We start from the raw sequence: 14,330 nt of genomic DNA, 5'->3' as shown, positions 1-14,330 counted from the left end.
ATATTATTTTTTAAATAACTAAAACGTTTTCGTAACCGTAATTTGTGAAACTTTTTTAAGAATTAGTAAAACCAAAATTAGATCAGTATAAGATTACAAAATTGTCTGGTTTCTAATACATATTTTATAGTTTTGATAAACTTTTGACTTATGGACTATATAATAAGAGATGCTGTAGCAGAGGATATGCCTCAAGTACTTACATTAATTGAAGAATTAGCTCTTTTTGAAAAAGAACCTGATGCCGTAGAAGTGACGGTAGAAGATCTGATTAATGAAGGTTTTGGAGAAAAGCCATTGTTTCATTGTTTTGTGGCAGAAATTAATAATGAGTTAGTAGGTTTAGCACTGGTGTATTTTAGGTTTTCTACGTGGAAAGGAAGAACTGTGCATCTAGAAGACTTAATTGTTAGAGAGTCTATGAGAGGTTCTGGTATTGGAATGGGATTATATAAAAGAGTTATGCAGTACGGAATTGAGAAAGGAGTTAAAAGAGTAGAGTGGAATGTTCTGGACTGGAATAAGCCCGCAGTTAATTTTTATCTAAAGAGTGGTGCTAAAATTTTAGAAGGTTGGCAGGTTGTGCAGATGGATGAATCTGGATTAAATGCATTTGTTTCAAAGATGTAATATGGAGATGAATACATTCGTTTATGAACGAAATTATTGTAACTGATGAGGGTTTTTAAATTTGGAGGCGCATCTGTAAAAGATGCAAAAGCGGTAAAAAACGTAGTTCGTGTATTACAAACAGTTGGGCATTCTGATATTGTAATTATAGTATCTGCTATGGGGAAAATAACCAACGCTCTAGAAACAGTTGTAGAACATTATCTTAACAAGAGTGACCAATTTAAAGATGCCATAGACTTTATAAAAAAATATCATCACGAAGTACTTACAGATCTTTTTGTAAATAAACATCATCCAATCTTTGATAAGATAGATTCCCTTATTTTGGATATGGAAACTATGCTTAATAGAAATAAATCCAATCAATACGATTATGTATATGATCAAACGGTTTGTTATGGAGAATTAATATCTACTACAATTATTAGTGAGTATTTGTCAGAAAATGGATACAAAAATGAATTATTAGATGCCAGAGATGTTATAAAGACAAATGATGTTTATCGCGACGCTATTGTAGATTGGGAAATCACTCAAAAAAGTATTGATGCTACAGTAAATAAAAAAGGTCTGACAATAACACAAGGTTTTATAGCTTCTGATTCTAATAATTTTACAACGACACTTGGTAGAGAAGGAAGTGATTATACAGCAGGAATTTTTGCGTATTGTACAAACGCCATAAGTGTAACAATATGGAAGGATGTACCCGGCGTACTAAATGGAGATCCAAGAGTTTTTGAAAACACTAAATTATTATCGCAAATCTCTTATGAAGAAGCTATAGAATTAGCATTTTACGGAGCTTCAGTAATTCATCCTAAAACCTTGCAGCCATTGCAAAGAAAAGAGATCCCATTATATGTGAAATCATTTTTCAACCCCGAAAATGAAGGAACTTCGGTTAAAAAAGGACAAAGATTGGTTCCATATTTGCCTTGTTATATCATAAAAAAGGATCAAATACTTTTATCCCTTTCTTCTTTAGATTTTTCATTTATTGTAGAGGAGAACGTAAGTGAAGTTTTTGCACTTTTTCATAAGTTTCACCTAAAAGTAGATCTTATACAGAACTCCGCAATTAGTTTTTCTGTTTGTTTAGATGATAAATTCAATAATTTTGATGAATTATTAATACACTTAAAAGCAAAATTTAGTGTCACGTACCAAAAGAACGTGTCTTTATTTACCATTAGACATTTCAACAAGGAAGCAATTCTTTTTTTAGAAGAAAATAAGGATATATTGCTTAAACAAAGCACAAAAGAAACGTATCAAATGGTTGCAAAACAATAAGATGCCCTATTCAATGATTTTGCTATATTTGTAGTTAGCACAAAATGTATTTAATGGCGGTAGTCACCTCTAAAGAAGTAGCCAAAGGGCTTAAATTGGATAAACTTGGTTTTATTGGCACTTTTGTTGGCTGGATGATTCTTAAAATCACACGGTTATCAAAAATAAATCGTCAATACGATAGTATTAGTCACTTAGAGGGTGAGGAGTTTGTAAAGAGTGTATTAGATATGTATGGTGTTACTTTTGAGATTCCACCTGAAGATCTAAAAAGATTGCCTAAACAAGGAGCTTTTATTACACTATCTAATCATCCACTGGGCGGGCTTGACGGGATATTGTTGCTTAAGTTAATGTTTGAACACCGCTCGGATTACAAGATAATAGCTAATTTTCTTTTGCATAATTTCACTCCTTTGAAACGATATATTATGCCTGTTAATCCTTTCGAAAATAGAAAGGAAGTAAAATCTAGTCTTGTAGGAATTAGAGGAGCAATTTCGCATCTTAAGGAAGGGAAACCATTGGGAATATTTCCTGCAGGAGAAGTGTCTACAATGAAGGAGGGTAAGCATTATGTGGATAAACCTTGGGAGCCAGGAGCAATGAGATTAGTTAAGAAAGCTAAGGTACCTGTAATTCCGGTATATTTTCATGCAAGAAATAGTAGGCTTTTTTATCAATTGGCGTCTATTAATGATACGCTAAGAACAGCTAAATTACCAAGCGAACTTTTTTCTCAAGAAAATAAAGTCATTAAAGTAAGGATAGGTAACCCTGTTTCAGTAAAAGATCAAGAAGAATATGGTAACATAGAAGATTTTACAAATTTTTTGCGTAAAAAAACTTATATGTTAGCTAATCCATATGAGAAGAAAACATTGATGGAATCTATTCCTCAGAATTTAAAAATACCAAAGTCTCCGAAAGAAATCGCGGTAGAAGGAAGTATTAATTCTATAGAGTCGGAACTTACATTTTGTCGTGATAATGATATGCGTTTATTAGCGAGTAAAAATTATGAAGTTTTTCTTGCTAAAAAAGAGTGTATTCCGAATGTTGTGCACGAAATTGGTCGATTACGCGAAATCACATTTAGAGAGATTGGAGAAGGAACAAATCAATCTATCGATTTAGATCCTTTTGATGATTACTATCATCATATGTTTTTATGGGATACGAAGGCTAAAAAACTAGCTGGAGCGTATAGAATGGGGATGGGGAATGAAATTTATTCGAATTTTGGAATTGATGGATTTTATTTACAAGATCTATTTAGGTTCGAACCAGAATTACATAAAATGATGAGTGAATCTATTGAAATGGGTAGAGCATTTATCATAAAAGAATATCAACAACGTCCGATGCCGTTATTTTTACTTTGGAAAGGGATTGTGCACTGTACACTTCGTTTTCCAGATCATAAATATTTAATCGGTGGTGTAAGTATAAGTAATAAGTTTAGTAATTTTTCTAAATCATTGATGATCGAGTTTATGAAATCTCATTATTACGATCCTTATGTGGCACAATATGTTAGACCTAAAAAAGAATTTAAGGTTAAACTTAAGGATGCGGATAAGGATTTTGTGTTTGATGAGAGTAGAAGTGATCTTAATAAATTTGATAAAATTATTGATGAAATTGAACCTGGAAGTCTTCGTATACCGGTTTTGATAAAAAAATACATTAAACAAAACGCTAAGGTTGTAGCGTTTAATGTTGATCCATTATTTAATAATGCCGTTGATGGATTGATGTATATAAGAATAGCAGACTTGCCTGATAGCACGGTTAAACCGGTAATGGAAGAGTTTCAGGCGGAATTAGAACAGAAGTATTTTAAAAACGCCGACAAATAATCGGTAATTGGTAGTTTTTTTGTGTAGTTAATCGTAAAATTCCCATTTTTTCTTACTCTATTCTTTTAGAATACTGATATATTTCACTAATTTGAAGATTAAAATATCTTGAAGTGGTTGTACAATATATTTACTTTGCTATTGCGTTATTAGGCGTTATATTATTTCTTTTTCTTAATAAAAGACTTTTTAAGTGGTTACAAAGCAAAATAAGTAAACTAGAAAACAATATTTTTTTTGGAAGAACTAAATTCTCTCAGTTCTTTAGATTTATAACTCCTAGAAGAGAAAGACATATTCTTACGTTCATTATAAGGCTTTTAAAGATAACTGTAATCTTTATTTTTTTCATATTCTATCTTCCTTTTCTATTTAGTCTGGTTCCACAAACGAAGGAGTATGCTGATGTTGTTTTAGGGTATATAAAGAAACCTTTAGTGTTTTTATATGAAGGGTTAGTGGGTTTTATACCCAACTTATTTTTTATTATTGTTATCTTTTTTGTGACTAAATATCTAATAAGGTTTTTAAAATATGTAACAGCAGAATTAGAAAAAGAAGCAGTGCGTCTAGATGGTTTTCATGCAGATTGGGCAAGACCGACTTTTAACTTATTGCGTGTTTTTATAATTGCTTTTGCACTCATAATTGTCTTTCCATACATACCAGGTTCTGATTCTCCTGCTTTTAAAGGCTTATCAATTTTCTTTGGTATTTTATTTTCTTTGGGATCTACCTCTGCGATATCTAATATTGTAGCAGGTGTTGTGATAACCTATATGCGACCTTTTAAAGTAGGTGATAGGGTTGAGATAGGAAATACTATTGGAGATGTTACAGAAAGAAGTCTTTTAGTAACACGAATCCGTACAATAAAAAACTTGGATGTGACAATTCCTAACTCTTCAATTTTAGGAAATCATATTATCAATTTTACTAAGAACGCTTCAGAAGATGTAGGTGTTATTCTGCATACTTCGGTTACCATTGGATATGATGTGTCTAGTAATGACGTTATAGAGGCATTAAAAAAAGGAGCAAAGAATACGGATCAGGTTTTAAGCGAACCCGTACCCTTTGTTTTGATTAAAAGTTTGGATGATTTTTACGTAAATTATGAATTAAATGTTTACACCAAAAATCCAGAAAAGTCAGCTGCTATTTATTCGATACTACATGAGAATATTAAAAATGAATTACATCAATCGGGAATAGAAATTCTATCCCCACACTATCATGCCGTAAGAGATGGAAACAATCTGGCAGTTCCGCCTTCGAACATTCCTGAAAACTATGCTAAACCAGGGTTTAAGATTGACAAGTAATTTGATTAAAATCTATGTAGTTTGTAAAACGCTTTTATTTACAAAATCGTGGCAATATTCTTTAATTTGATTTCTTGTTTTGGTAAAAGCTGCATGAATTTCTTCTTCAGTTCCTTCTACTTTTGAAGGATCAAAAAAGTTGTAATGCAAGCGTTCTGCTTTTCCTGGAAAAAAAGGGCACCTTTCTTTTGCATTATCACAAACTGTGAGAATATAATCGAATTTTAGATCTAAATATTCTTCTAGGTTGTTAGATGTATGATTAGAGATATCAATTCCATCTTCTTTCATAATGGCGATAGCTCTAGGGTTTACACCATGAGTTTCTACTCCGGCACTATAAACCGTTGCACTATCGTTTGCAAAATGTTTTAAATAGCCTTCTGCCATTTGACTTCTACAGGAATTTCCTGTGCATAATACTAAAATGTTCATTATTGTGGTGTTTTTTGTGGTTACATTATTGTTTTACTTCTACGTTCTAAAATGGTATTGTCATACCATATGTTAGACAACTTGCCTATTTTTTCTCTATATCCAATGACTCTAAATCCTAGGGATGTGTGTAGATGAATGCTAGCTTTGTTATTACTAAATATTCCTGCTTGTAGGGTCCAAAATCCTTTTTTTTCGCTTTCTTCAATTAATTTAGTCAAAAGTAACTTGCCGACCCCCAAATTCCTACGATTTGATGTTATGTAAATACTAATTTCTGCAACGCCTCTATAAACATCTCTTGTAGAGACAGGAGCTAAAGCTGCCCAACCAATAATTTCATTATTTAGAACAGCTTTTAATCTGCAGGATCTAATATGAACTTGATTCCATTGTTCCCATTTTGGGATCTTGGTTTCGAAAGTTGCCATACCAGTATCTATTCCTTCTTTGTAGATTTTAGCAATATCTTGCCAATCTTCTTCACTAAAAGTTAGTATTTCTATTTTGGATTTCATCTAGCAACATCCACTTCCTGGAGCGCAAGAATTAGCTTCAATAGAAGCAGTTTCTGGAACGCCACAAAGCTCTTTTGCTTTACAATCGGTAGGGTTTACCGCAAGCTTTACGATTAATTGTCCATCATTTACATTAAATCCTGTGATATGTAAATGTGCGGTGTGAAACATAGCATTTCCGTATTCTATCTTTACCGGAGCATCCATTTCATAGGCTGTCATTGTTCCTACCTTTCTAAGAATACCTAATGCCTTATAAGAACTTAAATAATCTCGTTTCCCTAATTCATTTGGACTTTCCCATAACTGAATGATTGTTTCTTTCCAAGAATCTGTTCCTGCTCCACAATCAACAGAGTCTATGGTTACATGTTTTACTTCTGTAATATGATAATTAGCACCTACCAGCATTCCAGGCGCATATTCAAACAGTAAAGGTTTGTCTTGATGTTCTCCTAATAATGAAATAAATTCTGATGTATTCATAATATAAATAATTTATTTTTTTGTTTAACAACAGTTCTGTTTCGTGGTATTAAAAAATGAATTGAGATTTTGTTGTAATTCATTCCATTTGTCAATATTGATACAATAACACATACTTTTTCCTTCGACTTCTCCTTTTAGGAGGCCAATACTTTTTAATTCCTTGAGATGTTGTGATATAGTAGCTTGTGCTAAACCTATTTCTTCTACCAAATCATTACATATACAAGCATCTTGTTTACTTATATATTGAAGTATGGCGATACGCGCAGGATGCCCAAGTATTTTAAAAGTTTGAGCTAGTTCATTTTGTTGTTGATCGAATATTTGAGTTTTGGTAATACCCATAATGTTATTTTAATATCGCAATATTACGATATTAAAATGAAATAAAAAAGCCAGAATAATATTTTCTGGCTTTTTTGTTTTTTTTAGAACCAAGGTTTTTTACCTACTTGATAGGTTTGATAGAATTCTTCATCAGATTTGGTCAAGTAAATAATCCCCTCAATTAATCCTACAATACCACCTGCACCACAGGTAACTACTGATATAATTAATTGGATAATACCTTCTTTATTGTACCCTAAAACAAATTTATGAATCCCTAATGATCCAAAAAGTATTCCTAAGATACCTGCAAGAACTTTTTTGTTATCACCTGTTACTTCGTTAAATGTTTCTTTGGCCCCTTCGGCAAACTCACTAGCTGTTTCTTTTGCTGCATCAAGCGCTTCTTCAGCTCCTTTTTTCAGATCGTCTCCCAAATTGTTGTTTTCTTCACTCATAATTTTGTTATATACAATTGATTAGTGTGTAGAAAGTTACAAAAAAATATGATTATATAGAATCATTATAAAAAAGGTAACACAATGAAAATCTTCAAATATGATCTGTTAAAACCTTTTTTAAAGCTGTAATTAGATTGTAAGCTTATAAAAATGCTTTATCTATAGGTTCCCAAAGCTCAATTTTATTGCCTTCGGGATCTACAATCCACCCAAATTTACCATATTCATATTCTTCTATTTCACCAACTATTTTTACCCCTTCTTCTTTTAGAACTTTTAAGAGTTCTACTAGGTTTTCTACTCTAAAATTCATCATGAATTCTTTTTTGCTAGGAGAAAAATAGTTGGTGTCTTCTTTAAAAGGGCTCCATTGCGTAGAACAATCATTGCCATCTTTGTCTTTCCACCAAAAAGTACATCCATAATCATCTACATGTAACCCTAAATGTTTGCCGTACCATTCTTTTGTTGTTTTTGGATCTTTTGTTTTGAAAAAAAAACCTCCTAGCCCTGTTACTCGTTTCATATATAAAATCTTTATTACTTATTTTTTGATATTCGTCTCGTATATTTCAATCCATTTTTCTGGAGTCATCTTTGTAGCTAGCTCGCCTATCAATTGCAGAGGAATTTGATCAATTTTCTTAAAACGAATACAACTTTTTCCCATGTCTAATTTTGTTTTTACATATTTTGGATATTCTCCTACAAACCAATCCATTAATTCTTTATCCGCATAAATCCCCATATGATATAAGGCAATAAAGTTTTTCTGAGATGCAATATTCATAAATGGTAACGGTAATTTTGGATCGCAATGATATCCGTTGGGATATGTTTCGTGAGGGATCACATATCCTATTAACCCATAATTCATTACTTCAGAGAATCCTTCTGGCAGATTATCCAAAATCACCTTTCTTAGATTTTGCATTACCTCTTTGCGTTCTTCAGGTATGGCTTCAATATATTCATCTGGTGTGTTTGCTTTGTATTGCATACTGTTTATGTTTTAATTATTGAGATGGCTTTCTTTGTAGTATAAGTCCCGAAATCAGCGAGATAATAAAACCAATGATTAGAACAGTGGCAGACATCAATAAAAAGTTCATTAAAGGACTTGAGAATAATTCTTTTTGGGTCTCTAATTCTGAAAGCTTTATTTTAAATTCTTCTTCAGAAAGAGTAGTACGCATTTCTTCTATAATGTGACCATAATATTCTGCAGAAAAATCGGGGTTGATATACTTTATATAAATTACATCTAATAATCCAAATGCGATTGCGGCAAATAAAGAAATCAATAATCCAATTATCAATGCTTTTCCGAAAGATACTGCACCATTATTTTCTGTATCTCTGTAATGCTTTATGCCAAAGTATACGAAAATAAGGGATACTACCATACTGGCATATCCAATTACTTCTTGTAGAGAATAGGATAAGTTTTTTCCAAGAGTCAATGCTAAAGTAAATAGTATGCATATGGTTATCGAACCATATATTCCATAACGTACAACTGTATTTTTCATGTCTATTATAATTTATGATTTAAGTCAAAAGTAGTTTTGATAATCAAAAAATCACTCATACTAAAGTATGAATTGTATAGCACTTTTGTGCTAAAAGCCTTTAAAATTGGATAATTTGAAGCTCTTTGGCGATTTGTATAGCCTGTGTACGGCGTTTAGCATTTAACTTGACTAAGATGTTTGACACATGTGTTTTGATGGTACTTTCTGACACAAAAAGTTTTTTTGCTATTTCTTTATTAGACAAACCTGAAGCTATTTCGCATAACACCTCATATTCCCGTTTGCTTAAACCTAATGTTTTGATTTTTTCGTGATCTATTTCTTTTGAATTACTTTTTTCTCTGTGAAGTACTTTTTTATTAATTATGATTCCAATAACAAAAAAAACGATGGCTATTCCTGCAATAATAAATTCTATAGAGGTGTTGCCAGATACAAGACTGTATTTACTTAACTGAAAAAGTATAAGTAGTGCTAAAACTAGTGCTCCGAAGATGAATATGGTTTTCTTCACATTATAAATTTACTAAAACAAGATGTAATCACTTATTATTGCTGTGCTAAATAAATTATTTAGAAAACAAGTCAATCTCTTTTTGAAGATTTTGTTTAGCTTGTTTTTCTAGTGTATTATAAAAATGCCCTGTTTTATAAATTTTAGGCATTTCAATGAAGTGTTCTAGTACTTTGATTCTTCCTTTATTGTACATAAAATCTGGGTAGTATTTATATTCTTTTCTAACTTGTTTAAAGTACATTTCATAATCGGCCCAACTACTTCCTAGAATTGAAAGATCAGCATCCGTAAAATAATTAACATCGTTGTTTTTAGAAATTTGATGGCCTTTGGTTGCTAAAATTATTTCTTTACAAAGCTCAACTCTTTCTGAACTAATAAATAATGAGGATAATACTTCTTCAGCTTTTTGTGCACTTCGTTCTTCATTATCTTGTTTTAAAACGTTGTAAATGCAATCATGATAGAACAATGAAAATAACACAATATCCCAGTCTACAATTTCTTCTTGTACCGAAAGTAAATTTTGATACAAATTTTCTAGATGCGATAGATTATGGTAATATCGACTTTTTTTACTGTGATTTTTGATTACATAATCCCATAGAGAACTGGAAATTTTTTGATTTTCAGAATATTTGGTAATCAGTTGTATGAATATTTCTTCTAGCAAAATTCAGCTTTGATTTTATCTACAATTGTTTGAGCAAGCTTTTCTTTAGATTCAATAGTCCAACCAGCAATGTGAGGACTAAGAATTACATTGTCCATTTTTATTAAGTCTTTTAGTGGTTCGGGCATTTCAGCTTCTGAAGAAAATAATTGTTCAAAAGAAGATTTTTCGTATTCGAGTACGTCTAATCCCGCTCCTAAAATTTTCCCTGATTGTAAACCATCTACCAAGTCTTTGGTAACTATACTTTTTCCTCTAGCAGTATTGATGAGCCAAAATGGTTTTTTGAATTTATCGATAAACTTAGCGTCTATCATTTTGTTGGTTAAAGGAGTCCAAGGTGTATGCAAACTTAAAACATCTGTTTTTTCAAAAAGTTCTTCTAGGCTAACTTGAGTAGCATCGCTATTTTCAACATCTTCTTTGATATCGTAGCAAATTACTTCTACATCGAAACCTCTCAATTTACGCGCAAAAGCTCTTCCCATATTACCATATCCAATGATACCAATAGTTTTTAAATCTAGTTCGATACCACGATTTGCTTCACGGTTCCAATGACCATTCTTTACCTGACGATCTGCTGTGTTTAATTTATTGAATAGTGATAAAATCATTCCTAAAGCGTGTTCTCCTACAGCATTACGATTTCCTTCGGGAGCAGAAAAGAGTTTAATGCCTTTTTTTTCTGCATAATCAGTGTCAATACTTTCTAGGCCTGCACCAACCCGACCAATAAACTTTAGGTTTGTAGCTTTATTTAAAAATTCTTTATCAATTTTAATACGGGATCTGATTATGATTCCATCATATTCTTTTATTATTGATTCGATTTCAGGCTTTGTAGACGTATAATTTTCTTTGTTTTCAAACCCTAAATCATTTAATTGATTTATTAAGAGAGGATGATTAGCATCTATATGCAGTATTTTCATGAACGATATTATTAGTATTTCAAAAATAACTAATAAAAGGTAAAATAATTTTAATGAACATATAATTATATCTTATATAGTTTTTTAAACTCTTCTAACAAATGCTGGCGATTTTGTAAGCCATTATATCCTCCATTAATAAGCTTAGTTACCATATGAATATCATCTTCATCTGCGTACTTATTAATATTTCGTTTTTGCCAGTACCAACAGGCAGAAGTTAATGCCCACTTGGGATTAGAAACAATACTAGGATTGGATGTAAAATCCTGAGCAGTATTCTTAGAAAGTTCACTGTAATTGGATTTTCCTGTCAATTGAATTAATCCCCTTCCTTTATATTTCCATCCATCTCCACTGGATTCAGGTCCATTACCCATCCTATTGGCATATACTTTATTAGCGATTTTTTCTGGTTTTCGAGCATATGCACTTGCTGTGTCTAAGGAGGGAAAATATTTTCTGAAAACTCCATAGAGTGCCTTAGCAGAGTAATTAAGGTTTTCTGTTACAAATTTAAATCCACCACTTTCGTGAGTTACCTGAGATAGAAAATATGCTTTTCGAAGAGGAGTGTCTATCTCGTATTTTGGTAAAACAATATCAAATAAAGGAATATATTTGTTAGCATAATGCCAGTTTACATCTGGGATTAGTGTTTTAAAATTTTCTTCTGTGATCATGTTATTGAATTTGAAGGGATGAAAATAGTTTTGATTCTATCGATAATTCCTTGTAGAATGCTAAAGATTGCATCAGAAGAAAAACCACCAATAAGTGCCATTAGTCCTTTGTTGAATAGATTAATTTGCTGAGCATCTTTTTGATAAAAAGAAATAATCTCCGAAGAAATTAGCCCAGCAATAACTCCCAAGATAATTAATGCGACGTAGTAGATCGTATCTTCTGGAACCAAAGTGCCATTTTTTACTGCCGTACTTACATTTTTTAGTAAATAAAAAAGTACTCCTAAACCTGATATAGCAGTTAGAAAACCTAAATTTAGGAGTAATGAAAGACCTTGGTTATCCATAATACCTTTGTCCAATGAATCGTTATTTACTTCTGGAGAAAGTCCAGTAATGATAAATGCGATTAGAAAAATTATAGATAATATGATTAAGTTTCTTACCAAAGGTAATTTGCTGAACAATGTCTTTCCTTTTTCTTCTTCTCTAAGTTTTTTAGTGTACTCAATAGATTTTGGTGTAGCAGGTGAAATATTTTTGCATAATATGTTATGAGAATTGATAAGATCATCTACCGTACTATTTTGAATAAGCGTATTCACCTCTGTATTTATAGTTATACCATTAAAAATAGCATAAGAGAGCATATTATTTATTTCATTACTAAGCTTATGAATGATTTCTTTAGAAATTCCAGGAACTATTTCAGGTTTTGGAGAGATAGTTTTTACTGTTTTATCGGTAGCTTTACTGATGTTAGTTGCAGTTGCCATGGTGTTAAGAATTTATCGATAGTTATTTAGTACTTTAAAATTATAAAATTATAATCGGTAAAAAGCATAGTATTTATACCTGTTTTTGGGTTTTATACTATCATTTGTTATTAGATGGAGCGCATATACTAGTTTACTATTTTGACCGTCACTTTCAAAACTTTATTAGTATGTTTGTATATCATGAATCGTCTCTTTGCCTCTTTTTTTTTCTTTACATTTCTATGTGCTTTTGGTCAGGACTTAGATACTACTTTAGTCCGATTGCAGAAAGAGGTGTCCTTTGCTACTTCAGATTCTGCAAAAGTAAATGCATTGTTATCTCTTGCAGAATTACAATATGATCGTGATTTTATTTTAGCAAAGCAGTTGATTGAGGAAGCCATGCAATTGATTAACTCAAATCCATCCTACATAAACAAACAACAATTAGCAAAGGGTTACGTGGTAAAAGGAGTAATTAACCGAAGAGAAGGAAACTATCCTGTAGCTTTGGAGTTTTATTTGAAAGCCAAAGAGATTTATGAGTTAGAGAATGATACTTGGCACGTCTCTGATGTATATCATAATATGGCAATGTTATATAGATATGAAAAAAATCATGATAAGGCGATTACCTTATATAAAAAGTCTATAGAGATTAAGAAACCTCTAAAAGACACTCATGGCATAGCAGCGGGATATAATATGATGGGTGTTTCCTATCGTCAAACTAAAAAAATTGACTCTGCTTTGATTTATTATAGTAAAGCAAAAGAACTATTCACATCTATTAATAGTCCCGATGATGTACAGAGAGTTAATAATAATATGGTTTCGGTGTATATAGACCAGAATTACTATGATGATGCAAAAAAATTGATCATCGATAATATCTCTTACGCAAAAAGAAACGATAAAAGATATTCTTTGTGTTTAGCTTATTATCTTATGTCTACGATCTACAAAAAAAGCAAACAATTTGATATAGGAATTAAATATGCGGATTCTTCTCTAGCTGTTTCGTTAAAAGAAGGTTTTAAACAGCACATCTCAAAGGCTTACCTGCGTAAAAGCTATTTACAGCATCTTAAAGGGAATTATAAGGAAGCATACTTTGATTACAGGAAGTTTAATAGATATTCTGATTCCGTTTTTAACGTCGAAAATGCAAGAAAAATTCAAGCGCTAGAATTAAATCATAAGTTCAAAAAAGAAAAATATGCAGATAGCTTGGCTTTTTCACAAGAGAAAAGGGAAGTAGCATTGTTAGCGGAAGCGGAAAAATCCAAGAAGTCTTTATATATGATGCTCTTCTTTTTGACGGTATTAGGAGCCACTATTATTGGATTTCTTGTGCGTCGTAATTATAGAAATAAAGCACAAATTATCTCTGAAAAACTGGATAAAGAAAAAGTACAAAAAGAATTACTGGATCAAAAAGTTATAATCAAAGAGCAGGAGATAAAGCGTTTAGTAGCAGACAATACAATGCGATTGAATTTTAAAGAAGAAATGCTGGATCAACTTAAAAAAGAAATTGCGGAGAAAACCCCCGAAGAGTTAAAGGCTTCATTATCTTCATTAACCAAAGAATTAAAATCACAGATTAATACAGAAGGGAAACTTTCTACGATACAACAAAAAATAAACGAAGTTAATCAGGGGTTTAATGCTAAACTTAGTGAACTATACCCGGAACTTACCAAAACGGAAAGAGAGGTATGTGCTTTACTTCGATTAAATCTATCGATTAAAGAAATCATGACTATTCGCGGAGCATCACAAGACGCTATAAAATCAATACGGTATAGGATCCGAAAAAAGATAGGTTTGGCTCCCAAAGAAGAATTAGAACAATTTATACAGTCACTTTAAGTATA

18 protein-coding genes are annotated in these 14,330 nt (G+C 31.6%); 5 read left to right on the top strand and 13 right to left on the bottom strand.

Annotation, left to right across the window (positions count from 1 at the left end; genetic code table 11):
- The first annotated feature begins 150 nt into the window (after window positions 1-150).
- The 4 genes from J8L88_RS20010 to J8L88_RS23810 all read left to right on the top strand — a co-directional run bounded on the left by J8L88_RS20010 (window position 151) and on the right by J8L88_RS23810 (window position 5,116).
- Complete coding sequence (locus tag J8L88_RS20010) at window positions 151-630, top strand: GNAT family N-acetyltransferase (protein ID WP_027393310.1); 480 nt, start codon at window positions 151-153, stop codon at window positions 628-630.
- 45 nt (window positions 631-675) lie between these two features.
- Complete coding sequence (locus J8L88_RS20005; protein ID WP_118388789.1) at window positions 676-1,929, top strand: aspartate kinase; 1,254 nt, start codon at window positions 676-678, stop codon at window positions 1,927-1,929.
- A gap of 53 nt (window positions 1,930-1,982) precedes the next feature.
- Window positions 1,983-3,791: a lysophospholipid acyltransferase family protein gene (locus J8L88_RS20000; RefSeq protein WP_118388791.1), complete on the top strand. Its 1,809-nt coding sequence runs from the start codon at window positions 1,983-1,985 to the stop codon at window positions 3,789-3,791.
- A gap of 113 nt (window positions 3,792-3,904) precedes the next feature.
- The gene (locus J8L88_RS23810) at window positions 3,905-5,116 is read left to right on the top strand and encodes a mechanosensitive ion channel family protein (RefSeq protein WP_051336138.1); all 1,212 of its coding nucleotides are present in this window, start codon (window positions 3,905-3,907) and stop codon (window positions 5,114-5,116) included.
- A gap of 12 nt (window positions 5,117-5,128) precedes the next feature.
- Here J8L88_RS23810 and J8L88_RS19990 read toward each other — a convergent pair whose 3' ends face one another.
- The 13 genes from J8L88_RS19990 to J8L88_RS19930 form a co-directional block, all read right to left on the bottom strand.
- Window positions 5,129-5,551: an arsenate reductase ArsC gene (locus J8L88_RS19990; RefSeq protein WP_247666520.1), complete on the bottom strand. Its 423-nt coding sequence runs from the start codon at window positions 5,549-5,551 to the stop codon at window positions 5,129-5,131.
- Between the two features lie 20 nt (window positions 5,552-5,571).
- On the bottom strand, window positions 5,572-6,069 hold the full coding sequence (locus tag J8L88_RS19985; protein WP_211061655.1) for a GNAT family N-acetyltransferase: 498 nt from the start codon (window positions 6,067-6,069) through the stop codon (window positions 5,572-5,574).
- Window positions 6,070-6,555 (bottom strand): DUF6428 family protein, encoded by a 486-nt coding sequence (locus tag J8L88_RS19980; protein ID WP_118388797.1) that lies wholly within the window; start codon window positions 6,553-6,555, stop codon window positions 6,070-6,072.
- A 24-nt stretch (window positions 6,556-6,579) separates the two neighbouring features.
- Window positions 6,580-6,903 (bottom strand): helix-turn-helix transcriptional regulator, encoded by a 324-nt coding sequence (locus J8L88_RS19975; RefSeq protein WP_027393316.1) that lies wholly within the window; start codon window positions 6,901-6,903, stop codon window positions 6,580-6,582.
- An 83-nt stretch (window positions 6,904-6,986) separates the two neighbouring features.
- Window positions 6,987-7,343: a TM2 domain-containing protein gene (locus J8L88_RS19970; RefSeq protein WP_027393317.1), complete on the bottom strand. Its 357-nt coding sequence runs from the start codon at window positions 7,341-7,343 to the stop codon at window positions 6,987-6,989.
- A gap of 145 nt (window positions 7,344-7,488) precedes the next feature.
- A complete protein-coding gene (locus tag J8L88_RS19965) occupies window positions 7,489-7,872 on the bottom strand; it encodes a VOC family protein (RefSeq protein ID WP_211061654.1) in 384 nt (127 codons plus the stop codon).
- 18 nt (window positions 7,873-7,890) lie between these two features.
- The gene (locus tag J8L88_RS19960) at window positions 7,891-8,346 is read right to left on the bottom strand and encodes a DUF1801 domain-containing protein (protein WP_118388799.1); all 456 of its coding nucleotides are present in this window, start codon (window positions 8,344-8,346) and stop codon (window positions 7,891-7,893) included.
- A gap of 16 nt (window positions 8,347-8,362) precedes the next feature.
- Entirely contained in the window at window positions 8,363-8,878 is a 516-nt protein-coding gene (locus tag J8L88_RS19955; RefSeq protein ID WP_118388801.1) for a DUF4199 domain-containing protein, read from the bottom strand.
- Between the two features lie 100 nt (window positions 8,879-8,978).
- Window positions 8,979-9,395 (bottom strand): response regulator transcription factor, encoded by a 417-nt coding sequence (locus tag J8L88_RS23805; RefSeq protein ID WP_118388803.1) that lies wholly within the window; start codon window positions 9,393-9,395, stop codon window positions 8,979-8,981.
- Window positions 9,396-9,450: 55 nt separating this feature from the next.
- Window positions 9,451-10,071, bottom strand: coding sequence for a hypothetical protein (locus tag J8L88_RS19945; RefSeq protein ID WP_247666519.1), 621 nt, complete (start codon window positions 10,069-10,071; stop codon window positions 9,451-9,453).
- Window positions 10,065-11,006 (bottom strand): 2-hydroxyacid dehydrogenase, encoded by a 942-nt coding sequence (locus tag J8L88_RS19940; protein ID WP_211061653.1) that lies wholly within the window; start codon window positions 11,004-11,006, stop codon window positions 10,065-10,067. The genes J8L88_RS19945 and J8L88_RS19940 overlap by 7 nt, the downstream gene beginning before the upstream one ends.
- Before the next feature lie 65 nt (window positions 11,007-11,071).
- A complete protein-coding gene (locus J8L88_RS19935) occupies window positions 11,072-11,689 on the bottom strand; it encodes a glycoside hydrolase family 19 protein (RefSeq protein WP_211061652.1) in 618 nt (205 codons plus the stop codon).
- Window positions 11,686-12,468, bottom strand: a complete 783-nt coding sequence (locus J8L88_RS19930) for a hypothetical protein (RefSeq protein WP_211061651.1) — start codon at window positions 12,466-12,468, stop codon at window positions 11,686-11,688. The genes J8L88_RS19935 and J8L88_RS19930 overlap by 4 nt, the downstream gene beginning before the upstream one ends.
- A gap of 183 nt (window positions 12,469-12,651) precedes the next feature.
- On the opposite strand from J8L88_RS19930, the gene J8L88_RS19925 reads away from it, so the two are divergent.
- Complete coding sequence (locus tag J8L88_RS19925) at window positions 12,652-14,325, top strand: tetratricopeptide repeat protein (RefSeq protein WP_211061650.1); 1,674 nt, start codon at window positions 12,652-12,654, stop codon at window positions 14,323-14,325.
- Window positions 14,326-14,330 lie beyond the last annotated feature (5 nt).

Source organism: Aquimarina sp. MMG015, from assembly GCF_018100855.1.
Lineage (GTDB): Bacteria > Bacteroidota > Bacteroidia > Flavobacteriales > Flavobacteriaceae > Aquimarina > Aquimarina latercula.
This window is presented reverse-complemented; position numbering and strand designations above follow the sequence as displayed.

What these genes read in the sequence shown, in the direction of transcription:
- J8L88_RS19930 (WP_211061651.1), bottom strand. Translation starts at nt 12,468, where the DNA reads ATGGCAACTGCAACTAACATCAGTAAAGCTACCGATAAAACAGTAAAA.
- J8L88_RS20000 (WP_118388791.1), top strand. Translation starts at nt 1,983, where the DNA reads ATGGCGGTAGTCACCTCTAAAGAAGTAGCCAAAGGGCTTAAATTGGAT.
- J8L88_RS19980 (WP_118388797.1), bottom strand. Translation starts at nt 6,555, where the DNA reads ATGAATACATCAGAATTTATTTCATTATTAGGAGAACATCAAGACAAA.
- J8L88_RS19965 (WP_211061654.1), bottom strand. Translation starts at nt 7,872, where the DNA reads ATGAAACGAGTAACAGGGCTAGGAGGTTTTTTTTTCAAAACAAAAGAT.
- J8L88_RS20010 (WP_027393310.1), top strand. Translation starts at nt 151, where the DNA reads ATGGACTATATAATAAGAGATGCTGTAGCAGAGGATATGCCTCAAGTA.
- J8L88_RS19940 (WP_211061653.1), bottom strand. Translation starts at nt 11,006, where the DNA reads ATGAAAATACTGCATATAGATGCTAATCATCCTCTCTTAATAAATCAA.
- J8L88_RS19985 (WP_211061655.1), bottom strand. Translation starts at nt 6,069, where the DNA reads ATGAAATCCAAAATAGAAATACTAACTTTTAGTGAAGAAGATTGGCAA.
- J8L88_RS19925 (WP_211061650.1), top strand. Translation starts at nt 12,652, where the DNA reads ATGAATCGTCTCTTTGCCTCTTTTTTTTTCTTTACATTTCTATGTGCT.
- J8L88_RS19990 (WP_247666520.1), bottom strand. Translation starts at nt 5,551, where the DNA reads ATGAACATTTTAGTATTATGCACAGGAAATTCCTGTAGAAGTCAAATG.
- J8L88_RS19975 (WP_027393316.1), bottom strand. Translation starts at nt 6,903, where the DNA reads ATGGGTATTACCAAAACTCAAATATTCGATCAACAACAAAATGAACTA.
- J8L88_RS19935 (WP_211061652.1), bottom strand. Translation starts at nt 11,689, where the DNA reads ATGATCACAGAAGAAAATTTTAAAACACTAATCCCAGATGTAAACTGG.
- J8L88_RS20005 (WP_118388789.1), top strand. Translation starts at nt 676, where the DNA reads ATGAGGGTTTTTAAATTTGGAGGCGCATCTGTAAAAGATGCAAAAGCG.
- J8L88_RS19955 (WP_118388801.1), bottom strand. Translation starts at nt 8,878, where the DNA reads ATGAAAAATACAGTTGTACGTTATGGAATATATGGTTCGATAACCATA.
- J8L88_RS19970 (WP_027393317.1), bottom strand. Translation starts at nt 7,343, where the DNA reads ATGAGTGAAGAAAACAACAATTTGGGAGACGATCTGAAAAAAGGAGCT.
- J8L88_RS19960 (WP_118388799.1), bottom strand. Translation starts at nt 8,346, where the DNA reads ATGCAATACAAAGCAAACACACCAGATGAATATATTGAAGCCATACCT.